This window comes from Flagellimonas oceani, assembly GCF_011068285.1.
GTDB classification, from domain to species: domain Bacteria; phylum Bacteroidota; class Bacteroidia; order Flavobacteriales; family Flavobacteriaceae; genus Flagellimonas; species Flagellimonas oceani.
Window position 1 is genome coordinate 1,816,623 of sequence record NZ_CP049616.1, and the last position, 23,528, is coordinate 1,840,150.

Annotated in this window: 20 protein-coding genes and 1 other RNA gene; 13 read left to right on the top strand and 8 right to left on the bottom strand. The window is 42.8% G+C overall.

All coding sequences use genetic code 11. From position 1 onward, the window contains the following. The first annotated feature begins 123 nt into the window (after nt 1-123). On the top strand, nt 124-1,548 hold the full coding sequence (locus GVT53_RS08450; RefSeq protein ID WP_166248243.1) for an L-serine ammonia-lyase: 1,425 nt from the start codon (nt 124-126) through the stop codon (nt 1,546-1,548). Here GVT53_RS08450 and GVT53_RS08455 read toward each other — a convergent pair. Next, a complete protein-coding gene (locus tag GVT53_RS08455; RefSeq protein WP_166248244.1) occupies nt 1,545-2,024 on the bottom strand; it encodes a nuclear transport factor 2 family protein in 480 nt (159 codons plus the stop codon). The genes GVT53_RS08450 and GVT53_RS08455 overlap by 4 nt on opposite strands. 70 nt (nt 2,025-2,094) lie before the next feature. On the opposite strand from GVT53_RS08455, the gene panB reads away from it, so the two are divergent. Both panB and GVT53_RS08465 read left to right on the top strand, forming a co-directional pair. Continuing rightward, the gene (gene panB, locus GVT53_RS08460; protein WP_166248245.1) at nt 2,095-2,913 is read left to right on the top strand and encodes a 3-methyl-2-oxobutanoate hydroxymethyltransferase; all 819 of its coding nucleotides are present in this window, start codon (nt 2,095-2,097) and stop codon (nt 2,911-2,913) included. 196 nt (nt 2,914-3,109) lie between these two features. Beyond that, the gene (locus tag GVT53_RS08465) at nt 3,110-3,814 is read left to right on the top strand and encodes an RluA family pseudouridine synthase (RefSeq protein WP_166248246.1); all 705 of its coding nucleotides are present in this window, start codon (nt 3,110-3,112) and stop codon (nt 3,812-3,814) included. Here GVT53_RS08465 and GVT53_RS08470 read toward each other — a convergent pair. Continuing rightward, nucleotides 3,804-5,348: a hypothetical protein gene (locus GVT53_RS08470; protein ID WP_166248247.1), complete on the bottom strand. Its 1,545-nt coding sequence runs from the start codon at nt 5,346-5,348 to the stop codon at nt 3,804-3,806. The genes GVT53_RS08465 and GVT53_RS08470 overlap by 11 nt on opposite strands. A gap of 147 nt (nt 5,349-5,495) precedes the next feature. Here GVT53_RS08470 and GVT53_RS08475 point away from each other — a divergent pair, with 147 nt between their 5' ends. Further along, nucleotides 5,496-6,668 carry a 2-isopropylmalate synthase gene (locus tag GVT53_RS08475; protein ID WP_166248248.1) on the top strand — a complete coding sequence of 391 codons (1,173 nt, stop codon included), beginning with the start codon at nt 5,496-5,498 and terminating at the stop codon, nt 6,666-6,668. Between the two features lie 5 nt (nt 6,669-6,673). Next, nucleotides 6,674-7,792 (top strand): 3-isopropylmalate dehydrogenase, encoded by a 1,119-nt coding sequence (gene leuB / locus GVT53_RS08480; protein ID WP_166248249.1) that lies wholly within the window; start codon nt 6,674-6,676, stop codon nt 7,790-7,792. Between the two features lie 192 nt (nt 7,793-7,984). On the opposite strand, the gene GVT53_RS08485 is transcribed toward leuB, so the two are convergent. Next, nucleotides 7,985-9,223, bottom strand: a complete 1,239-nt coding sequence (locus tag GVT53_RS08485; RefSeq protein WP_166248250.1) for a peroxiredoxin family protein — start codon at nt 9,221-9,223, stop codon at nt 7,985-7,987. Nucleotides 9,224-9,352: 129 nt separating this feature from the next. On the opposite strand from GVT53_RS08485, the gene pheT reads away from it, so the two are divergent. Then, entirely contained in the window at nt 9,353-11,767 is a 2,415-nt protein-coding gene (gene pheT / locus GVT53_RS08490; protein WP_166248251.1) for a phenylalanine--tRNA ligase subunit beta, read from the top strand. Here the strand turns inward: pheT and GVT53_RS08495 are convergent, their stop codons facing one another. Further along, nucleotides 11,768-12,301 (bottom strand): fasciclin domain-containing protein, encoded by a 534-nt coding sequence (locus GVT53_RS08495; protein WP_166248252.1) that lies wholly within the window; start codon nt 12,299-12,301, stop codon nt 11,768-11,770. A gap of 207 nt (nt 12,302-12,508) precedes the next feature. On the opposite strand from GVT53_RS08495, the gene GVT53_RS08500 reads away from it, so the two are divergent. Beyond that, on the top strand, nt 12,509-13,228 hold the full coding sequence (locus GVT53_RS08500; protein ID WP_166248253.1) for a hypothetical protein: 720 nt from the start codon (nt 12,509-12,511) through the stop codon (nt 13,226-13,228). Here GVT53_RS08500 and GVT53_RS08505 read toward each other — a convergent pair. After that, nucleotides 13,225-14,853, bottom strand: coding sequence for an ABC-F family ATP-binding cassette domain-containing protein (locus GVT53_RS08505; protein WP_166248254.1), 1,629 nt, complete (start codon nt 14,851-14,853; stop codon nt 13,225-13,227). The two genes, GVT53_RS08500 and GVT53_RS08505, sit on opposite strands and share 4 nt — an antisense overlap. A gap of 171 nt (nt 14,854-15,024) precedes the next feature. Here GVT53_RS08505 and GVT53_RS08510 point away from each other — a divergent pair, with 171 nt between their 5' ends. Further along, nucleotides 15,025-16,413: a TlpA family protein disulfide reductase gene (locus GVT53_RS08510; RefSeq protein WP_240905177.1), complete on the top strand. Its 1,389-nt coding sequence runs from the start codon at nt 15,025-15,027 to the stop codon at nt 16,411-16,413. A gap of 55 nt (nt 16,414-16,468) precedes the next feature. On the opposite strand, the gene fsa is transcribed toward GVT53_RS08510, so the two are convergent. From fsa to ffs, 3 genes are all read right to left on the bottom strand, one after another. Beyond that, nucleotides 16,469-17,125: a fructose-6-phosphate aldolase gene (gene fsa, locus GVT53_RS08515; protein WP_166248255.1), complete on the bottom strand. Its 657-nt coding sequence runs from the start codon at nt 17,123-17,125 to the stop codon at nt 16,469-16,471. A gap of 39 nt (nt 17,126-17,164) precedes the next feature. Then, nucleotides 17,165-17,974, bottom strand: a complete 810-nt coding sequence (locus GVT53_RS08520; RefSeq protein WP_166248256.1) for an SDR family oxidoreductase — start codon at nt 17,972-17,974, stop codon at nt 17,165-17,167. A gap of 24 nt (nt 17,975-17,998) precedes the next feature. Next, nucleotides 17,999-18,097: signal recognition particle sRNA small type (gene ffs, locus GVT53_RS08525), an RNA gene on the bottom strand. A gap of 98 nt (nt 18,098-18,195) precedes the next feature. On the opposite strand from ffs, the gene GVT53_RS08530 reads away from it, so the two are divergent. The 5 genes from GVT53_RS08530 to GVT53_RS08550 all read left to right on the top strand — a co-directional run bounded on the left by GVT53_RS08530 (nt 18,196) and on the right by GVT53_RS08550 (nt 23,506). Then, the gene (locus tag GVT53_RS08530) at nt 18,196-19,239 is read left to right on the top strand and encodes a glutaminyl-peptide cyclotransferase (RefSeq protein ID WP_166248257.1); all 1,044 of its coding nucleotides are present in this window, start codon (nt 18,196-18,198) and stop codon (nt 19,237-19,239) included. Then, nucleotides 19,239-19,631: an acyl-CoA thioesterase gene (locus GVT53_RS08535; protein ID WP_166248258.1), complete on the top strand. Its 393-nt coding sequence runs from the start codon at nt 19,239-19,241 to the stop codon at nt 19,629-19,631. The genes GVT53_RS08530 and GVT53_RS08535 overlap by 1 nt, the downstream gene beginning before the upstream one ends. 408 nt (nt 19,632-20,039) lie before the next feature. After that, entirely contained in the window at nt 20,040-20,774 is a 735-nt protein-coding gene (locus GVT53_RS08540; RefSeq protein ID WP_166248259.1) for a LytR/AlgR family response regulator transcription factor, read from the top strand. Nucleotides 20,775-20,912: 138 nt separating this feature from the next. Further along, nucleotides 20,913-21,086, top strand: a complete 174-nt coding sequence (locus GVT53_RS08545) for a hypothetical protein (protein ID WP_166248260.1) — start codon at nt 20,913-20,915, stop codon at nt 21,084-21,086. Between the two features lie 335 nt (nt 21,087-21,421). Further along, nucleotides 21,422-23,506, top strand: coding sequence for a tetratricopeptide repeat-containing sensor histidine kinase (locus GVT53_RS08550; RefSeq protein ID WP_166248261.1), 2,085 nt, complete (start codon nt 21,422-21,424; stop codon nt 23,504-23,506). The last annotated feature ends 22 nt before the right edge of the window (nt 23,507-23,528 follow it).

The window sequence follows — 23,528 nt, forward strand, 5'->3', positions numbered from 1 at the left end:
CGCTTGTATATTCACACTGTTTTGAAGATGTGACAATAAATGTTGAAAAAGCGACAGCTATATTTAAATATTCGCATTTTAATCCCGTTTAGCTTCCTATATTTGAAACTGTAAATTGAGTTTATGGAGTGCATTAGTGTGTTTGATATGCTTAAGATCGGTGTAGGGCCTTCCAGCTCCCATACCCTTGGCCCGTGGCGTGCGGCGGAACGCTGGATAACCGAGCTTGAAGAGCAACATGTTTTTGATGACGTACAATCCATCAAAGTATATTTGTACGGTTCCCTTTGCCTTACCGGAAAGGGCCATGCTACAGACATTGCCGTGGTGATGGGATTGTTGGGCACCGACCCGGTAACCATCGATATTGACAGCATTTCAGGCAGTATTGATACGATTAAAGCTGAAAACAAACTCAGTTTTGGTGGAAAAAGAGAAATTCCGTTCAGTTTTACCAACGATATCATCTTTAAAAAGGAATTTCTACCCTTTCATGCCAACGCCATGCAGTTTGAAGCTCAACTGTCCAATGGCGAGACCATATCCGAAACCTATTATTCCATTGGTGGTGGATTTGTAGTGAAGGAAGAACGTATCCATGCCAAGGAGAACAAAGAAACCTTTAAAACATTCCCGCACCCTGTTACAACCGGAGACGAGTTGCTCCAACATTGCAATGCGCAAAACAAGTCCATCTCCACCATAGTGATGGAAAATGAACTTTCGCTACGGACACAAACCGAGATTGATGAAGGTATCGCTAAAATCTGGAACACCATGCTGGAGAGCATGTACGTGGGCTGCCATACCGAAGGTAAACTACCGGGTGGATTGAACGTGAAACGACGTGCCTACGAGATGCATCAGAAGCTAAAAGGAGATGTCCCCTACTCCAATCCACAGGAATGGTTGGAAAGTATTCGGGATACAGAGGTTAAATTCCGACAGATCATTAAATGGGTGAGCTGTTTTGCCCTCAGCGTCAACGAGGTGAATGCCTCTTTGGGGCGAGTGGTCACTGCTCCAACAAACGGAAGTGCAGGCGTAATCCCCGCTGTTTTGATGTATTATATGGTGATTGAAAACCACGATGCCGACTTTGATGACGTGAAGCAATTTCTTTTGGTGGCCAGCGAGATTGGGAGCATCTTTAAAAAAGGAGCCACCATTTCCGCAGCCATGGGTGGCTGCCAAGCAGAAATCGGGGTTTCGTCCGCCATGGCGGCCGCAGGGCTGACAGAACTTATGGGCGGATCGCCCGAACAAGTTTTGATTGCTGCCGAAATTGCCATGGAACATCACTTGGGCCTCACTTGTGATCCTATTGGGGGACTGGTGCAGGTTCCCTGCATTGAGCGCAATGCCATGGGAGCGATAAAAGCCATCAACGCGGCCGAACTGGCCCTGGACACCGATCCAAACGAAGTTAAGGTGCCATTGGACAAGGTGGTGAATACTATGTGGGAAACCGCGAAGGATATGAGCTCCAAATACAAGGAAACCTCCGAAGGTGGATTGGCCGTAGGCGTGTTCTTAAGCGATTGCTAGTCCAGACAGCCTTCCTTGCCCCTAGTATCAATCAGGTAGATGATTTTCCATTCGCCATCAAAATTGATGAGCTGGAAAGAATTGATGCCGCAGTGACTGAACTCGCCGTTGAGCCAAAATTCGTACCCTACCCAAGCATTGGCCATGGTCCTGTCCACTTGAATGGAAAAAGACGTGAGCTTCTCTTCAAACTTCACGGTTTCTGGAATACCAACAATGGATTTTAGAAATTTTGAAAATTCTTCCGTTTTGAAAAGCGTCTTGCCCTCAGGGCTTCTTCCCGTGGTCTGCAACACTATTTCGTCCGCCACAGTACTTTTGATGATGGTGGAATCTTGCTTGTGGAAACCTTCAAAAAAGGTTTCGATGACTTGCTTCACTTCATTTTCAATTGCTTCGTTTGAAGCATTTGGGCCTTGGGCATATCCCAAAGTACCTAAAGCAAAAAACGCAATGCAGCTTAACAGTTTTCTCATTTGATTAGTTTTTTGATTGAAGCCTAAATTAAACAAATCTGCTTACTTTTAGCCATCAAATAGAATTTCGATGTCTACAGCTAAAAAAGAATATAAAAGGGTAACCGTAAAATCATTGGTGGATATGAAAAAGCGTGGTGAGAAAATCAGTATGCTCACCTCCTACGATTATTCCATGGCCAAAATTGTGGATGGCGCCAATGTGGATGCCATTTTGGTGGGCGATTCCGCCAGTAATGTGATGGCAGGCCACGAAACCACTTTGCCCATCACCCTAGATCAAATGATCTACCATGCCAGTTCTGTAGTTAGGGCGGCAAAACGAGCTTTGGTCGTAGTCGACCTCCCTTTTGGCAGCTATCAAGGTGACTCCAAAGAAGCCTTGCGTTCCGCTATCCGGATCATGAAAGAAAGTGGCGCCCATGCCATCAAAGTTGAGGGCGGTGAAGAAATAAAAGTATCCATAAGCCGAATTTTGGAGGCGGGTATTCCCGTGATGGGACATTTGGGACTTACGCCACAATCCATTTACAAATTCGGAACCTATACCGTTCGCGCCAAGGAAGACGAGGAAGCCGAAAAACTGAAATCCGACGCCAAATTATTGGAAGAATTGGGCTGTTTTGCCATTGTTTTGGAAAAAATACCCGCAAAATTGGCCAAAGAGGTTGCGGAAAGCGTCTCCATCCCAATTATCGGTATCGGTGCTGGACACCATGTGGACGGTCAGGTTTTGGTGGTTCACGATATGCTGGGCATGACCCACGAGTTCCACCCGAGGTTCCTAAGAAGATATGTGAATTTATATGACGAAATGACCAAGGCTGTTTCACAATATGTGGATGATGTAAAGAGTCAGGACTTTCCGAATGAGGATGAGTCTTATTAATTGTATGATAAAACCGTTAGTTCGAGTTTTTTTCCGAAGGAAAAAGTATCGAGAACCAAGTTTGGGTCAACATGAATTCTTTTCACGATACATTTTTTTGATCTTGGGTTCAAAAAACCACTCGAAATGACAAATTTTTCATCAAAGTGATTTCTAAATTCAAATCCTCGCTAAAGTGAATTCCAAAAATCCAAAAATGAAAGAATCCAACAGGTCAACATCCTCCAATCTTCAAGTATTATTTGAAGACAATCACCTAATTGTGGTCAACAAACGCGTTGGAGATATTGTACAGGGGGATAAAACGGGCGATGACCCATTGAGCGAGGTCGTAAAGCAGTATCTAAAAGAAAAATACAACAAGCCCGGGAACGTGTATTTGGGCGTGGTACATCGATTGGACCGCCCTACGTCCGGCATTGTTCTGTTCGCCAAAACTTCCAAGGCCCTGCCCCGGCTCAACAAGATGTTTGCCCAAGGTGAAACCAAAAAAATATACTGGGCCGTCGTGAAAAATGCGCCACCCCAAGAAAGTGATACGTTGACCCATTGGCTCGTTCGGAATCCGAAGCAAAACAAGTCCTATGCCCATGAAAAGGAAGTTCCTGAAAGCAAAAAAGCTGTTTTAAACTATAGACTTATAAAAAAACTGGATAATTATTTCTTGTTGGAGATTGATTTGAAAACAGGCAGACACCATCAAATCAGGGCGCAATTGGCAGCCATAGGCTGTACCATAAAAGGAGACTTAAAATACGGCGCGGACCGCAGCAACAAAGATGGTGGCATACACTTACATGCCAGAAGTTTGACAATAGTCCACCCGGTACAAAAAGAATCCAATACTTTTTTGGCTCCTCCACCCGAAGACCCTATTTGGCAGGCTTGTATTAGCGAGTAAGCGCCAAGGCCTTTTCCCTGATAATTTCGGAAACAGGCTTGTTCTGCAAATGACTTTCCAGCCATGAAAGGATGTCCAAATACAGGAACGCCCGTTTTTCGTACGGATGGTTCTCGTATTTTTTCAGCTCGTTGTAGAGCTTTTGGAACTCTGCCTTTAAATCGGTCGGGTAAATGTCTCCCAAACTTCTTAAAAACTTGATCATTTCTTTTTGCACCTCATGTAAATCGTTCATTTTCAGCAAGAACTTGTACGTACTTTTAAGCTGTACTTCCAAATGGTAGTCCATTCCGGCTTCGTAATGTGCGACCAGACTCAAAACTCGTGCAAAACACATTAAATCCTCCCGCATCTTTAATTTCTTGTTGGAAATAATCTTTTTGAGATAGGCTATGCAGTTCTTGTTATCACCATTTCCAAAGTACAGGCAGGCAATTTTGTAGTAAAGCAGCATAATGTGATGCTCATCTATCTGTTGCCTATGTTTTTTGATACCGTACTCGATAATGTTCACCAAATAAATGCCCTTATCAAAGGTACCCTCCAAAAAATGAAGGTTCAATTTGTTGGTATTGATGTACAAAAAGGCTAGCGAAGTAATGTTGTCGTTTTTAGGAAAACCGGCATCTTGGACTTGCTCTTCCAAACGCTCCAAGGTTTCCCTGAACTGGGATGCATACTTTACAAAGAACAACGATTCCAACAAATAATGGTTACCCTTTAAAAAGAACACGGGGTTCAACGGAATCATATGCTCGTTTTCATAAAAAAGGTCCACCCATTTACTGGCGTATTTATAGGCTGACAAAAAGTCCTGAATCAGTAAACTGTACCATAGATGGGCCTTGTAGAGCCATAATTTTTCACGGAAACCCAGCTTTTCAATGTCATATTTGGGCAAATGCTCTTCAAAATAGCTTTTTACTTTTTGAAGGTCTTCATCGCTCCGTACATACCCTACTTTCAGCATCATTCCATATAATTGCAAAGAGAGGTTGGAAAGCTTGCTCGTCATTACATTTTGCGCAGAAAGTTCCTTGGCCTCAACGGCAAGTTCGTCCGCCCTGTCCGGAATACTCCTGGTGATATACTGGGTTTCGATTACCTTCTCCAGCTCCACAATTTCGTAGGCCACGTTCTTTTCCTCGTTCTCAATGGCAAAACTTTTGGCCTTTTCCAAAATCTTCAAACTTTGTTTATAAAGCCCTTTTTGATAAAGAATGGTGGCAAAATCCAATTGTTCACGAATCTGTATGCGAACATTCTGGTTGACCGGGTTCAAACGTAGACTCACCAAAATCTGTTTGTACAAATGCGCTTTAAGGTTGGAAAGCTGTGATTTTTTGACAATACCACTGTCCAAAATCTGCTTTTCATCATATTTGCGCATCTTGTCCAGCAAGTTGAAAAGCGCAAGAAACTTGGCATCCGTATTAACTCCCAATCGGCCAACATAGAGTTTAAATTGGCGTTTTTCAGATTTGGAAAGGGATTTCACCAAAACAAACAAAGCATCCTGATGGGCATTTGTCATCGTAAAAATTAATATTTAAAATGTTGTATTTCAGTTAATTAAGTTCAACAAAAAGCAGTTTAACATTGTAACGTCATCCCAGCTGCTTTTCATCTTCAACCTTGCTTTGCTAATTTCGTTAGTCATAGAAAAAAATAGGTTGATATCATGGGTAAAGATAAGGTAGAAATTTTTGACACAACACTAAGAGATGGAGAACAGGTTCCAGGGTGCAAACTGGATACCGAACAAAAATTGATCATTGCCGAACGATTGGACGAACTCGGAGTTGATGTGATCGAAGCAGGCTTCCCCATATCCAGCCCCGGTGATTTCAAATCTGTGAACGAAATCGCCAAGTTGGTCAAAAATGCAACGGTCTGTGGATTGACCCGTGCCGTGAAAAAAGACATTGAAGTGGCCGCAGAAGCCATTAAAGATGCCAAAAGGCCAAGAATACATACCGGAATCGGAACTTCGGAATCCCACATCAAATACAAGTTCAACTCCACCCAAGATAAAATTATAGAGCGTGCCGTTGATGCGGTAGCCTATGCCAAGACCTTTGTAGAGGATGTAGAATTCTATGCCGAGGATGCCGGACGTACCGACAACGAATTTTTGGCCCGAATCTGCGAGGCTGTCATAAAAGCAGGGGCCACCGTGCTGAACATACCTGATACAACGGGATATTGCCTTCCAGAGGAATATGGCGCCAAAATGAAATATTTGAAAGAAAATGTGACCGGCATTGATAAGGCCATTCTTTCCTGTCATTGCCACAACGACCTTGGTTTGGCCACGGCGAATTCCATAGCTGGCGTGATCAACGGGGCCAGACAAATCGAATGTACCATCAACGGTATCGGTGAAAGAGCCGGGAACACTTCTTTGGAAGAAGTGGTGATGATAATGAGACAACACCCGCACTTAGACTTGGATACAAATATCAATAGTCAATTGCTTTGGGATACCAGCACCATGGTTTCACAAAAAATGGGAATGCCGGTACAGCCCAACAAGGCAATTGTGGGGTCCAATGCATTTGCACATAGCTCTGGAATCCATCAAGATGGTGTCATCAAACGTCGTGAAACTTACGAAATCATAGACCCCAAAGATGTTGGTGTCAGTGAATCATCGATTGTTCTGACCGCTAGAAGTGGGCGTGCCGCTTTGGCCTACAGGGCCAAAAAAGTAGGATACGAACTCACAAAGCTACAATTGGACATGGTGTATGAAAACTTCTTGAAATACGCGGACGTGAAGAAAGAAATTTTGGACCAAGATATCCACGAAATTGTTGAGACCAGCAATGTGGGAATGAAAAGTTTAGCGTAACATATATGACATTGAAAATTGCATTGCTTCCCGGAGATGGTGTGGGACCCGAAGTGCTGGCCCAAGCCGTGAAATGTTTGGAAGCCGTTGAAGAGACATTTAATCAACGATTTATATTTAAAGAAGCTCCCGTTGGCGCCATCGCCATCGACAAAAAAGGCACTCCCCTGCCCGATGCTACACTAAAACTTTGCAAAGAAGCCGATGCCGTGCTCTTCGGTGCCATTGGCGACCCAAAATACGACAATGACCCCGATGCAAAAGTACGACCGGAACAGGGCTTGCTTCAGTTACGAAAAGAACTTGGTCTGTTTGCCAATATTCGCCCTATAATTTCACATCCAACTTTGTTGGACAAATCACCCTTAAAAAAGAAAGTGATCAACGGTACCGATTTTGTAATCTACCGTGAACTTACGGGCGGGATTTATTTTGGGGAGAAAAAACTGAACGAAGAAGGCACTAAAGCCTCCGATCTCTGTGAATACACCGAGGCGGAAATAAGCCGTATCGCCCATTTGGCCTTTAAAGCGGCAAAAGGAAGAAAAAAGAAACTTACTTTGGTGGACAAGGCCAATGTATTGGAATCGTCCCGTCTTTGGAGAAAAGTGGTAAAACGAATCGGTGAAAGCTATCCTGAGGTGACATTGGATTTTTTGTTTGTGGACAACGCCGCAATGCAAATCATCCTCGATCCCAAACAGTTCGATGTTATTTTGACCGAGAACATGTTCGGTGACATTATTTCTGATGAAGGCAGTGTTATCGGTGGCTCCATCGGTTTGTTGGCATCGGCCTCAATTGGTGAGGAGAACGCACTTTTCGAGCCTATTCACGGCTCTTACCCGCAAGCAAAAGGAAAGAACATAGCCAACCCGATTGCATCCATACTATCTGCCGCAATGCTTTTGGAACATTTTGGAATGGCCGAAGAGGCATGGGCCATCAAAAAAGCTGTGGACAAATCGTTAAAAAAGGGAATTGTTACCCCGGATTTGAGAGAGAACAGTCAATACGGCACAAGCCAAGTCGGGGATTTTATCGCACACAACATTGTAGATATTGAAGATGACACTCTTATGAACGATGAGAACATCGATTTGGGGAAATCAACGATAATCTAAGTGCACCCATTTTGTATTTTGAAAATTTTATAAGTCAAGACAGTCAATTCGGGTGAAATTCCGTAGGGATTTTTTATCGAGAATCAGTTTGTTTTGCACTTGAAATTTGAGTTCTCGATACAACTTATCTTTCGAAAAACCACTCGAACCGACAAATTTCACTAGAATGCACACCGGATTAACCTAGTTATTTTATTCCGTTTCTTCGGACGAGGTCAATTCTTGAATGGTTGTATTGAATTCTTTTTTGAACTCGACAAATTTTTCCCCAGTTGCCGGTCCATTAAAGCCTGTGTGAATTTTGCGCACTTCACCATCCTTATCAATATAAATTGTGGTAGGATAAGAAAGAATATGATTCAACATCGGCAATTTCTCGTTGGCTTTTTGCTTGTTCGATGTACCATATTGTGCCAATAAAATGGGGTATGGAACCTCTTCGCGCTCCTTTAGCCTTTTAATGCCCTCAAAAGCCTTTTCTTCCGTTTTTGCGTACTCGAATGCCAACCCCACAAATTGTAGGTCCAAGTCTGGATTGTTCTTAATGAAATCCACATAAAACCGCGTCTCGTCCAAACAATTTGTGCACCATGTTCCCATGATCTGCACCAAGACCGCTTTACCTTGGAACATTGGGTCGTCCAAACCGACCATTTTTCCCTGTGCGTTTGGAAAGGAAAAGTCAAACCTGTCATATCCTTCCCTCAAATAGGTGAGCTGGTTGGAATCCGGTAGCTCAAAGGCTTCGTTCCGCGCTCCCAAGAATTCCTGTACAGTATGTTTTCCCGAATAAAACTTACCATCGAGCGTGCTGTCCGTAACCTTGGCCAAAAACAAAAAAACATGCGACCCATCAAATGCAGAAAGCTTCATGCTGTCTCCGGTTACCACACCGTCCAGATAACGGTAGTCCCCCGTATTGGTCCTAAAGGTCCCTTTTACATTATTTCCGTTCTGCATAAAAATGCCCTTTGCAGGGTACTCCGCTTCGGTGTTCACATTAAAGTAAGTCTCCCAAATCCCGGAAAGGTTCACAGCGGGCGCTTCCTCTGCTTCAAAACGGTCTTGCATACCATATGTCGCTCTGAACGGTACCCTACGCTCTTTGCTTTCCTCTATAAACTCCCCTGTTATCTCATTGGAAGTGTAGGTCCCGGCTATGTACCCCTCAAAAATGGGCATCCGGACCTTGATGGAATCCCCATTAAAAGTAAACTCATCAATAGTTACCACTTCCTCGGCATTGTAAGCCTTCATTACATATCCTCCATCGGCATTTTGGGAAAGTGTGAACTCAAATGGCAACTGCCTCGATTCGGACACCTCCATTTTTGCCAGCCACTCGCCTGTATTCAATTTAGGGCTTTCGGCCTTTTTGCAAGAGCAAAAAAACATCAATGAACCCAATATTGCGATCCCGATTCTATTCATAAATTGAAAGATTTTACCTAAATGTAGGAAATACATTTTAAAACGAACCACTTCTATAGGCTTATGGTTATTATTATCGTTGAATCTGTTCCCCTATTGTTATATATTTGTGCCCTCTAAAAATGGGGTATGAAGATTTCTTATAACTGGTTAAAGCAATTTTTGCAAATTGATTGGGACGCTCACAAAGCAGGTGAACTGTTAACGGATCTAGGTCTGGAAGTTGAGGGCATTACCCAGTTTGAATCAGTTAAGGGTGGTTTAAAAGGTATTGTGGTAGGCCATGTACTTACCTGTGAAAAACACCCGAACGCGGACAAACTAAAATTAACCACCGTAGATGTTGGTCAAGAAGCACCTTTGCAGATTGTTTGCGGCGCCCCCAATGTTGCGGCCGGGCAAAAAGTGCCAGTGGCCACCGTTGGCACTACCCTATACACCAAAGAAGGTGAGGCCTGGGTGATCAAAAAAGGGAAGATCCGCGGCGAGGTAAGCGAAGGCATGATCTGTGCCGAAGACGAAATCGGTGTTGGTGAAAGCCATGATGGCATTATGGTCCTCAATGAAGAACTGGTCCCCGGCACTCCTTGCTCCAAAGTATTTGAGATTGAAAATGATGAGGTCTTTGAAATAGGACTTACCCCGAACCGTGCCGATGCCATGAGCCATTTTGGCGTAGCACGCGACCTTAAGGCCGGCTTGGAACAAAAGGAAATCCAAAAAGAGCTGGTTACCCCTTCCGTAAGTAATTTTTCCATAGACAATCGCTCTTTAAAGGTCGATGTGGAGGTTACGGAAAGTGACCTTGCCCCCAGATATTGCGGCGTCACCATTAGCAATTTAGTGGTCCAAGACTCGCCCGACTGGTTAAAAAATAGATTGAAGGCCATCGGTTTGGCCCCAATAAACAATATAGTGGACGTTACCAACTATGTACTTCATGAACTGGGACAGCCATTGCACGCTTTTGATGCTTTTAAAATAAAGGGAAATAAGGTAGAGGTTAAAACCTTGCCAGGCGGAACCAAGTTCACAACATTGGACGGTGTGGAACGTGAATTGCACGAAGACGACCTTATGATCTGTGATGCTGGCAGCCCAATGTGCATAGCCGGTGTTTTTGGCGGAATCCATTCCGGCGTTACGGAACACACAACCTCCATTTTCTTGGAAAGTGCTTATTTTGATCCCGTTTCCATTAGAAAAACCGCCAAAAGACATGGACTTAACACCGATGCATCTTTCAGGTTTGAGAGAGGTATCGACATCAACATGACAAAGTATGCGCTCAAAAGAGCTGCGCTTCTGATAAGGGAAATCGCTGGCGGGTACATTACTTCGGAGATTGTGGACCTGTTTCCAAAAAAGCCGCAAGAAAGACAGGTTTTCTTGACCTTCAACAAAATCAATTCATTGATCGGGCAGGAAATACCCCAGGATACGATCAAATCCATCCTATCCTCTTTGGAGATCCGAATCAACAACGTAACGGAATCAGGTCTTGGCTTGACCATTCCGACCTATCGAGTTGATGTGACCAGAGAAGTTGATGTGATCGAAGAGATATTGAGGGTGTACGGCTATAACAATATCGATTTCAAAGAAAAACTCAATGCTTCCATCGCCAAAACATCTCGCTTTGAAAACTATAGAATCCAAGATATAGTTGGTAGTATGCTGGCCTCCAAGGGTTTTTATGAAATTATGACGAATAGTCTGGTCTCATCGGAGATTACCTCTGGTGATGATAGTGCCGTTCAAATGTTGAACCCATTAAGTTCCGATTTATCGGTTTTGAGGACATCCATGCTCTACTCTGGGCTTCAAACGGTAAGTTACAACCACAACAGACAAAAAAACGACCTAAAACTTTTCGAGTTCGGCAAAACCTATCATAAAACTGAAGGAAAACACCCGGAAAAGCAACATTTGGCCATTTTTGTTTCTGGTGACCGTACTCAAAACAGTTGGGCGGTCGCTTCCAAAAAAACGGATTTTTTCTATTTAAAGGGAATCGTTGAAAATATTTTTGAGCGTTTGGGACTAAAGGATGTAAATACAACGCCGCTATCCCATGCCATAGATCTATCCGAAGGAATCTCCTATACCAAAAACAATATGGTTTTGGTCTCCTTGGGGTTGGTGGGCAAAGCTGCCTTAAAACAGTTCGATATTAAGCAAGAGGTTTTTTATGCTGATTTGGATTGGGATGCCATCCTACAGTGTGTGAGCACCCAAAACGTCGCGTTCAAAGAAATTCCGAGGTTTCCAGAGGTAACAAGGGATTTTGCCCTGTTGTTGGACGACTCTGTATCGTTCCAAAAAGTGTACGACATTGCTTGGAACACCGAAAAGAAATTGCTCAAAAAGGTAAACTTGTTCGATGTGTATACGGGCAAAAACCTTCCCGAGGGGAAAAAATCCTATGCCGTGAGCTTTACCTTGATGGATGAAAAGAAAACCCTGACAGATAAGCAAATCGATAAGATTATGGGCAAACTATTGGCCCAGTATCAAAAAGAACTGGGGGCCGAACTTCGTTGATCACATTTGCGCAGGAAGGATAACACGGTCTATCTCATGGACCACATCCTCATTTTCCATATCCAAATTTAAATCGGCGGTCGTAATCCTGGCCATGTTCCCAACTGGATCGGTAAGTACAATATCGTAGCCATCCAAATGGGCGGTTAACTTTTTGCCCTGCACTGTTGTAAAACTGGCAATACCATTGCCCCTGCCAATGGCTCGAAGCATGCGCGAAGCTGTTAATTGACCTGCCACAATGTGATAGGAAACCAATGATTTCAACGCGCTTTTGTCCTTGGCGTTGATCAAATCGCTCATTTTATTGTTCGAAAATTTTTCGAAGGCGGCATCTGAGGGCGCAAAAATGGTGAAGGGACCCGATTTTTGAAGCAAAGCTCCCAACTCGGTTGCGTTCACTGCTGCCAAAAGAATTTTATGATTGTCCATTTTACCGGTGTAGGAAATTGACTTGTCCGTGTTCTGGGCAACGGTACATAAGGAAAGGCTCAAACAGATGCCCAATAAGAATTTGGTGGCGGGGGTATTCATTTGGTTGGTCGAATTTTAGGACTTTTTAGTATGGTTTCACGATTAACTGCCAAAAACGTCGATAAGATACATCTTTTTTGTTGACTTTTCTTATTTATTTTAGTTTGAAAAAATCCATTTAACAGAAACTTAACGTGATGTTTTATGGCGACGGTCACATCCAAAAATTCAATTCCTTAACTTTGAGTGGATTACTAAAAAAACTGCATGATTTTGAAAGGAACAAATATTGAGCACAGACTTCGACACATCAAAAATAAAAAGGCTGATGGCGAACAAATTTTGGCAGAGGTCCAACTAATTTTAAGGCAAGATTTACAATGGGATGAGCAAATCTCCCAACAATTGGAATCAAAAAACAAAGTACGTAGCAACGACTTTGATTTTGACCTCTTGGAAACAGATAAGATCTTTCACATAGATCAAATCAAAGAAATCTGCATTGATTACCGTCTTCGTTTTTTGGACAGTTCTTATTTTAAAGGTAAAATTCCCCAAAAGGCGATTTCCAAAATCAAACAGTTGGAAGCTGCACATAATACCGAGATCAAAGGGTTTAAAATTATGGCGCCTTCCAAATTGTTCAAACTGGAGGACAAGGACGACCCCCTACTGTTTGCTCCCATCGGCAACGATTATTACTATTTGATCCACAAATGGGGAAACGACCTGCATCCTTTGCGGAAACTTTTTGCGTGGCCCTTCAAGAACATCGCCAATCTGACTCTTGTGGTTCTTGCTATCAGTTACTTTGCGACGCTTTTGGTTCCCGAGGGCTTATTCTCCAAAAAAAGTAGTACCGCAGAGTTCTGGATCATCTACTTTTTTATGTTCAAATGCTTGGCATCCATAGTGATTTTCTATGGGTTTGCCTTGGGGAAAAACTTTAACCCCGCCATCTGGAAAAGCAAGTATTTTAATGCTTAAGCGGTAACCGCATACATTTTTTCACGCTGCTCCTTAATGGACTTGTCGGACATGTAGTCGTCAAAGCTCAAGTAACGGTCTATGGCACCGTTTGGCGTTAATTCAATGATTCTGTTTGCCACCGTGTTCACAAACTCATGATCGTGGGTAGTAAGCAAAATGGTGCCCTTAAAATTTTTCAAGGAGTTGTTGAAGGCCGTAATGCTTTCCAGATCCAAATGGTTGGTGGGTTCGTCCAGCATTAGCACGTTGGCGCGAAGCATCATCATTCGGCTTAGCATACAACGTACTTTTTCACCACCGGAAAGTACCGTACATTTTTTAAGTGCTTCTTCACCACTGAAAAGCATTTTGCCCAAGAAACCTCTCAGATACACTTCTTCGCGTTCCTCTTCGGTCTTGGCCCATTGCCGCAACCAGTCCACTAAATTGATGTTTTCTTCGAAGAATGATGAATTATCTGCGGGCAAATAGGATTGCGTAGTGGTCACTCCCCATTGGAATTTGCCGCTTTCAGGTTTGATCTTATCAGCAATAATATCGTAAAAAGCCGTGGTTGCCCGTGAATCTTTGGATAAAATCGCAACTTTATCGCCCTTGGCCAGGTTGATGTTCACATCTTTGAACAACAAATCTCCATCTTCGGATGTGGCAGAAAGTTTTTCCACGTTCAAAATTTGGTCTCCCGCTTCGCGCTCACGGTCAAAAATAATGGCGGGGTACCTCCTACTCGATGGTTTGATATCTTCCACCTTAAGTTTCTCCAGCATCTTTTTACGCGATGTGGCCTGTTTGCTCTTTGCCACGTTGGCACTGAAGCGTTGAATGAACTCATTGAGCTCCTTGGCCTTCTCCTCGGCCTTTTTGTTTTGTTGCGCACGTTGACGGGCGGCCAATTGGCTGCTCTCGTACCAAAAGGTATAGTTACCGGAAAACAAGTTGATTTTTCCAAAGTCGATATCCGCAATAGAGGTACAAACGGCATCCAAGAAATGCCTATCGTGAGAAACCACGATCACGGTGTTGTCGTAGTTGGCCAAGAAGTTTTCCAACCAGTTGATGGTTTCATAATCCAAATCGTTGGTAGGCTCATCCATGATCAGCACATCCGGGCTACCGAACAGGGCCTGCGCCAAAAGCACACGCACCTTAAGCTTGGAATCAAGGTCGGCCATATTGGTGTAGTGCAGGTCTTCCGTAATTCCTAGATTGGAGAGCATTGCCGCAGCATCGCTATCGGCGTTCCACCCGTTCATTTCTTCGAAGGCAACCTGAAGCTCGCCAATTTTTTCGGCGTTTTCATCCGTATAGTCTGCATAAAGCGCATCAATTTCCTTTTTTATCCCGAACAAGGGCTTATTGCCCATCACCACGGTTTCCAATACGGGATATTCGTCGTAGGCATTATGGTTCTGTTCCAGAATGGACATCCGTTTGCCCGGTTCCAAATGTACATGGCCCGAAGTGGGATCTATTTGACCGGACAATATTTTCAAGAAAGTGGATTTACCAGCGCCGTTGGCGCCAATAATGCCGTAACAGTTACCTTGGGTAAAGGTTACATTGACTTCATCGAACAAAACTCTTTTGCCAAACTGTACGGATAAATTAGATACTGATAACATGCAACTATCTTTATTTTTTGCAAAAGTAGCTAAATACGATTCGTAATTCTAATTTTAAAACGCATATTTGAACGATGGAAAACTACCGGTCAACAACATTTAACTACCCATTAACAAGTTTAGCTTGGTGGGTTGCTTACATTTGAAAGTCAAATAGATTGGTATCTATATATGGTTAGATTTCTACTAAGTCTCACTTTTGTTTCTTCTCTTGTATCGTGTTCCGATTCTTCGGAAAATGCGACCACTGTTTTTTTTGGTGGTGAAATCGTGAATCCCACAAGCGATTATGTGGTACTTTATCACAACGATTCTTATGTGGATTCCGTAAAGCTCGATGACAAGAACCATTTTTCTTTTCAGCTTGACAATATTGAGGATGGCCTTTATCATTTTGACCACAGTCCTGAGCTACAGTATGTGTATTTATCCAAAGGAGACAGTCTTTTGGCCCGTCTCAATACAGTAGAATTTGATGAATCGCTTGTTTACTCCGGCAAGGGCAGCGAAATCAATAACTTTTTGATAGAGATTTTCTTGAAAAATGAGAGCGAAGAGGAGTTGATGAAGGATTATTACACATTGGACCCGGAAGATTTCAGTAAAAAAATTGATTCACTCCACAGCAATAAGGTGGCACTGTTGCAGGAGTTGAACGCCGACGAACAATTCCATCCCAAGGCATTGGCCATGGCCGAGGCCTCCATAGATTACAATACCTACATCAGCAAGGAAAAATACCCCTTTTACCACAAGAAAAAAACCGGAGAGGAGACCATTCACGACCTTGAGGACGAGTTTTATAGTTACCGCAAAAATATCCAGTTCAACAATAAGGACCTGACTTACTTTAGGCCCTATTTCGATTTTATGAAATGGCATTTTGGGAATATGGCCTACATGACCTGCTTAGAGGATTGCTCTACCGATAAAAAGCCGGTCGTTGACCGATTGCATTTCAACAAACACAAGTTGAACTTGGTGGACAGTATGGTGAAACAAACGGAACTAAGGGACATCCTCTTCCGCAATGTTGCCATGGATTACCTACTAAGGGAGCACACCCCCAGTGAGGAGGCCACCGTATTTATCGAAAAATTCAAATCGCTTTCGTCCAATCCAGAGCATAAGGAGGAAATTGAGCTATTGTACAACGGAATCAAAAATTTACAGCCCAACACAACGTTGCCCAATATAATGGTCAAAAACTTTAACGGAGAAGAAGTTTCCCTTAAAAAACTTGCAAACCATGAGGAGAACACGGTGTTTTACTTTTGGACCGCTGACCAAAAAACGCATTTTAAAAACGTTAACAAGCATATTCTCTCGCTTAAAGGAAAATACCCGAACTATAACTTTATCGGGATCAATGTAAGGACCAATTCCGCACAATGGAAGCAATTGATGGATGAGTACAAAATGGACAAATCCAAACAATTCTTTGGGGAGAACTTTAAAGAGCTGCAAATGGCCATGATCATCGATGGGCTCAATAAGTGTGTTATTGCCAAGGATACCGTTGTTGTCGATGGGTTCGCCAACCTTTACACATCACTTTAAATAAAAAAGCCCCGAATTTTCATTCAGGGCCCTTCTTTACTTTTTAGAATCTGGATTAGGAATTGCCTTTCTTGTAATCTTCCAAGAACTTGGCCAATCCAATATCGGTCAATGGGTGTTTCAACAGTCCATCAATAGATGATAATGGCCCTGTCATAACATCGGCACCCAATTTGGCACAATCGATCACGTGCATGGTGTGACGGATGGACGCGGCCAATATTTCGGTCTCGAACCCGTAGTTGTCATAGATCAAACGGATTTCCGCGATCAAGTTAAGACCATCGGTGGAAATATCGTCCAATCTGCCCAAGAAAGGGGAAACATAAGTTGCCCCGGCTTTGGCGGCCAATAGCGCCTGTCCTGGTGAGAACACCAAAGTACAGTTGGTACGAATGCCTTTATCCGAAAAATATTTCAGTGCTTTTACACCATCCCTGATCATGGGAACTTTTACCACGATCTGCTCGTGCAGATCCGCTAGTTCCTCCCCTTCTTTCACCATTCCATCAAAATCGGTGGAAACCACTTCCGCGGAAACATCACCATCAACAATGTTGCAGATGTCCACGTAGTGCTTTAAAATATTATCTTTTCCTGTAATACCTTCTTTCGCCATAAGGGAAGGGTTGGTGGTCACACCATCCAACACGCCCAGTTCTTGGGCCTCCTTAATTTGATCAAGGTTGGCAGTATCAATAAAAAACTTCATTTCTAAGTATTTATAATTGGTTCACTAATACGTGTAAAATTACAACTTATAATGGTTGAGGAGTAATTTTTCGTAGACTTTGTCGGGTAAAATCTTCTTTAACCTAAGGGAAAACTTTTGTAAAAATGCCCCAACCGGGTTGTGCACCTTAGGATTTTTCTGGTTGATGATCTTGTAAACCGCCTCGGCCACTTGGATGGGGTCCCCCCCACCGTCCACATCCTGATCGATTCCTTTTAGGGTTTGACCATACTTTTCCTCGTAGGCAGACCCCTTGATTACCGGGGAATGGTACCTGCCCGACGCGATATTTGTGGCAAAATCTCCGGGAGCTACGTTGGTTATTTTTATCCCAAAATCTTTGGTCTCCATGCGCAGCGCCTCGGTAATGAGTCCCAAAGCACCTTTTGTGGCAGAATAGAACCCACGATAGGGCAATCCCATATAGCCTGCAATGGATGTTATATTGATGATGGCTCCCCCGCCCTGTTTGCGCATTTGCGGCAAAACGGCCTTCATCACGTGTACGGGGCCGTGGAAGTTGGTGTCAAAAACGTGAAGAATCTCTTCGTGCGGAGTTTCTTCTATCGGCCCAGTGATGCCCACCCCTGCATTGTTGATGAGCACATCCAATCTATTTTCTTTGGAAATGATATGTGAAACGGCATTTTGGATGCTTACCACATCCTTCACGTCCAATTGAACAAGTTCAAATGCCTTAAAGTCTGGGTAGTTATTTGGATTTCGCGTAGTACCGTAAACAATAAATCCTTTTTGGGACAAATACGTTCCGATGGATTTACCAATACCTGAAGAACCGCCGGTGATCAGTACAACTTTTTTATCCATGATCATCTGATTTTTGGGTACAAAAAAAGGCAAGCTACCTACATCGCACCGCTACGACCGCATACCCTTGCTGCGTTCCCGCCCTGGGGGATTCTGCAGGAGCTGGTCGTGTAGGACTTGCCAAGTGCAAATATACGACCTTTTATATTTGTGGCAATCCCAATTGATTCTTAATTTCGGTGTTTCACGATTAACGATTTATGACACAAGCAATAAGAACAATGGGCAAACTTTTATCCATATCAGGGGCATTGCTCTTCTTTTTGGCATGCGGGGGAAGTGCCGACCCGGCCAAGCATTTTTCCATTCAACTGGAAAACAAGGCCATACAGCAAAACCAAAAGGTAGGTGTAGCGCTGAAGAACAAAAAGGACATCGAAATTTCCGATCTACATTATTATTTGGATGGAAAGGAACTCGCCGTTGAAAATGGAAAATTGACCTTGGATGTGCCAACTTTGGGCAACAAAACATTGGTGGCCAAGTTTAAAATCGAGGAAAAAACAGTGGAGGTTGAAAAGGATTTGAGATTATTGGCCGCCACTGCCCCAGAAGTATTCACCTACGAGATCATCAATAGTTATCCACACGATACGGGTGCTTACACCCAAGGCTTGGAGTTTTATGGAGATACACTGTTCGAAAGCACCGGTAAACGCGGTGCCTCTACCGTTAGAAAGGTGAATTTTGAAACGGGCGAGATCCTTCAGCAAATTGACATGGATGCCTCCGTGTTCGGTGAGGGCATTACCATAATAAACGACAAATTATATCAACTTACATGGCAAAGTGGGATGGGTTTTGTTTATGACATCTCCAATTTAGAAAAGATCAAAAACTTTACCTATGGTAAAAGTCGCGAGGGATGGGGCCTTTGCAACGATGGCGATAAAATCTTCAAAAGCGACGGGACCGAGAAGATATGGTTCCTTGACCCGGAAACCTTGGAAGAACAAGGCTATATTGAAACGGCCACCAACAAATCCATTTTTAACATGGCCAACGAGTTGGAGTACGTTGATGGCAAGATCTACGCCAACGTCTACCAAAAGGAAAGCATGATGATCATCGATGCCACATCAGGGGCCATTGAAGGGGTCATCAACTTTGGCGGACTCAAGAACAAGGTAAAAAAAGGCCCTAATTGGGACGAGGGAAACTCCGTACTCAATGGAGTGGCCTATCATCCAGAAAGAAAAACCTTTTTTGTCACCGGCAAAAACTGGGATACCCTTTTTGAGGTCAAAATCCGTAAAAAAGAGTAATGAAGACCTATTCCGAAGCTTTTGATGTTATCCCGAACGATTTGGATGACCTGAACCACGTAAACAATATTAGGTATGTGGAATGGATTCAGGACATTTCCAAAAAACATTGGACACACGTTACCTCCGACGAGGTACAAAAATCCTTGATTTGGGTGGTTAGAAACCATAATATCACTTACCATAAATCCGCCGTGTTGGGCAACACCATATTAATGCACACTTACATAGCGAAAAATAAAGGACCAATTTCCACTCGCATCGTAGAAATCAAGAACAAAGAAACGGACGAACTATTGGTGAAAGCCATTACGGAATGGTGTCTATTGGATGCCAAAACCTTTCGGCCCAAACGGGTTCCGGAAGAAATTGAAGCTCTTTTTATGCAGTAAACCGCAAGTAAATGCATTAAAACACTGTATTTCATCGAAATATAGGGCCACATCCCAAAAAACCCTTGCTCAAAATTTTGAGAGGGAAGCAACAAGTTGTAATATAGTAGTGAACCAAACATAAACTAAACCTATTTGTTGAACCAACTACACGCAACCTTGACCACATTCACATTCCGGACCTTCCCAAATTCCATATCGTAAAACAGTTATTTTTTTGCGTTTGGGCCCAACAAAAAACTGGGCAATAAAAACGTAAGTAAAATTACAGTTAAGGTCGTTTTAACGATTTTTTATGGAAAACTGTAGGAAAATAGCCCCATTTAAGGAGAAACCCATAGTTTTTTTAAGGGAAAACTGCAATGAGTTTTTTATGCGCGTTAGTAACTTGCAATCAGCAAATTGCACATGGAATACACCTACAACATAATCGACCCCGATGCGACCTCAAAGCTTCAGTTGCAGCTTTATTTGGATGAGTATGACGATTTGGTGAGTGCCGGAGTGGACACGAATGCTTCCGCCGGTCTCAATTCCATTTTAAAATACAACCCGGATCTGGTGCTCATCAACCTTGGTGAAGATGGCATGGATTACTTTCAGATGGTTACCGAGCTGAACCAGTACATGCAAACGCTACCTATTATAATAGGATATGCCAAAACCAAAAAGTACGCCTATAACGCAATTAAAAGCGGTTTTTTTGATTATTGGATCTTGCCCCATAACGAATTCGACATCCGGAAGACGATACTTCGCTTAAGAAAACTGTACCCACAGCAGGACGCACCGTCCACGATTTGTTTAAAGTCCTACAAGGACTACCGGTATTTGGACACCAAAAACATCCTATACCTTAAATCCGACAACAACACCACGGATTTTTATATGAAGGATGGAACCGTGATCAGTGCCTTTAAGACCTTGAAATCTTTTGAGGAAAAACTCCCCAAGGATTTTATACGGGTCCACCAGAGCTATATCCTCAACAGTCGTTATGTTTCCCGTATCAATTACGGAAAGTCCATTTGCAGTCTCAACCATGGCGAAGAGGAAGAACTGCCCTTTTCCAAGACCTATAAGGACAAGGTAGACCAATTAAAGGAAATGCTCTCCAAAACGACCTCAAAGGCCCTTAATTAGCAAAATTCTTGCAGATTACCGCAAAATTCTAACAGACTATGTTAGAATACTACGCCCTCCGTATTTATACCTTCCCGGCTTAAAATGCCCTGTACTTTAGCACCATAAACTTAATACAACACCATAAAACCTATCATTATGAAAAAAGTACTTAGCATTTTAGCAGTGGCATTATTAACGGTTGGATTCTACTCTTGTGAGGCCGAAACCGATGTACAGGACACCGAAGCCATGTTCGAGCAATTGACCATCGACCAAAACGCAACGGATGATGATGATTCAAATGTAGATGGACGTGGCGATAATGAGTAATAAATAATGTTCTCAAATACCATAACCAGCTTAATAAAAAATATAGTTTCAATTTCCATTCTGTCAGTGGTGCTATTTTATCAAAAGGATGAATCTTCAATACAAAATAAGATAGCTCCCATTTATAAAAACCATCGAATAAAAAGTTACCAAAAAAAGTTGCTTCAAGATCGGGTTCATACTGGGTTTTTAAAACACAGCGCGATCAGGTTACAACGAACTATCAACGATGGTCGTCAACTTTAAATAGATATTGGAACATACAACTCAGCCCCAAACCTTAATAATTTGGGGCTTTTTTTGTTACCTTGGATATATAAACGAACCAAATCGATTTGAAAAACGGAACCTTTATACTGCTAATCTTAATTGTTTTGGGGTGCTCCCGGCAAAAACCCAAACCGGAAGTTGCATCCCGCTCTGAGGTAGATACTATCCAAAGACTGTTGGATATTGCCAAAACCGCCAAAGAATTGTCCCTCGAAGACCGGAAAGCTTATTTAAGGGATGCAGAAGCCAAGGTGTTGGCAATGCCACAGGATACCACCCAACTGGAACAGCTCTCGCAGGTCTCACTGGCCTATATGAAATTGAGGGACTCTTTGGGCTTTAGAAAATCGAACGCCGAACTCTTAAAATTATCGGAAGAGGTAGGTGCCACTAAAATATTGGGATATTCCTATTGGGACCTTGCCACCTTTATGGAAAGCAAAGGGGTTATGGACAGTGCTTTTTTTCATTACAAAAAAGCACTGGATAATTTTGAGGAATTGCCCAAAGATTCCACCTCACAATCCCTTAAAGCTAGAATGTTTTACGGCATGGCGCGGGTTCAGGATTCGTATAAAGATTACTTAGGCGGAGAAATCAGCGCCTCCGCCGCCATAAAAATTTTTGATGAGCTTGATGACAATTACAGGCTTTACAATACCTATAATATTTTAGGTATTCTGGCAAATGGTATGGGTGACAAAGAAAAATCACTGAGCTCATACAATAAAGCCAAAGAATACCTTAAAAAATCAAACATTAAAAACAAAAATGAACTGATTTGGCAAAATCAAAACAATATCGCCAGTGTTTATCTTAATTCAGGTGATTATGTAAAAGCTAAACAAGCTTATCAAGATATGCTAGCTGATCAAGGTTTAAAAGAGGAATCACCAGGGTTACATGAAAAAGCCTTAGGAAGCTTAGCGTATTCCATTCTCAAGGTTGACGGCGATACCGAACAAGCAGAAAAACTTTTAAAAGAAGCGTTCGACATCAATACCCAAACCGGAGACCTCTACGACAAGGCCCGGCTCCATTATTTTTATGCCGAAGTGTTGGCCGCCAAAAAAGATACCACACAGGCCATTGCACAGGCCAATGAGTCCTTCGCCATAGCCCAGGAAACCTACAACAACGACCGGTCCTTGGACGCTCTAAAATTATTGACGAAGCTGGATACCGCCAAAGCGTCCGACTATGCAGAGGAGTACTACCAATTGAACGAAATTATCAGTGAGGAAGAACGTACCAAAAGGGACAAATTTGCACGGATACGGCTGGAAACCGACGAAATTATAGAGGAAAACCAAATCCTGACCAAAGAAAAGCAGGTGTGGGTGTACTCGGCCATATTGTTGTTGATTTTTGGTATTGGTTTTATAACCATGGTTTCCCTGTACGTGAACAACAACCAGTTAAAGTTTAAACAGCGGCAACAGGAAAGCAACCAAGAAATCTACAACCTTTTGCTTTCCCAACAAGGAAAGTTCGAAGAGGGCAAAAAACTGGAACAAAAACGGATTTCCGAGGAACTGCACGATGGTATTTTGGGCGAAATGCTGGGAATACGATTAATTTTGAGCGGCCTAAACGAACGAAACGACCCTGCCTCCGTGCAGCAGCGGTCGGCCCTCATAGAAAAATTGCAGAACTTGGAAGAAGAAATCAGGACCATTTCCCACGAACTGAACCACTCCGCATACGAAAAATTTCATAATTTTATTGTGTCCCTCAAAAACATGATAGGTGAAATTGAACAATCCTCTGGCATAATGTGCAACTTTACGTATGATACGGAACTATATTGGGACGATTTGCTGGGGGATATCAAGATCAATGCGTACAGGATTATTCAAGAATCATTGAAAAATTGTGTAAAACACGCTAAAAGCGAGCATGTTTCCATTTCGTTTCATGCCATGGAGGATATGCTAAAGTTGACCATCACCGATGATGGTGTCGGTTTCGACATCAATAAAAAGAAAAAAGGAATTGGATTGAGAAACATTATTTCAAGGGTCAAAAAAATTAAGGGAACCTTGGATATTGACAGTAAACGCGGCAAGGGAACTACGATTAAAATCCTGATCCCCGCAAAATATACCGATGTAAAAATACCTGACGAACCTAAATTAGTAAATGCATAACTCCCCAAATACAGTAATAGAA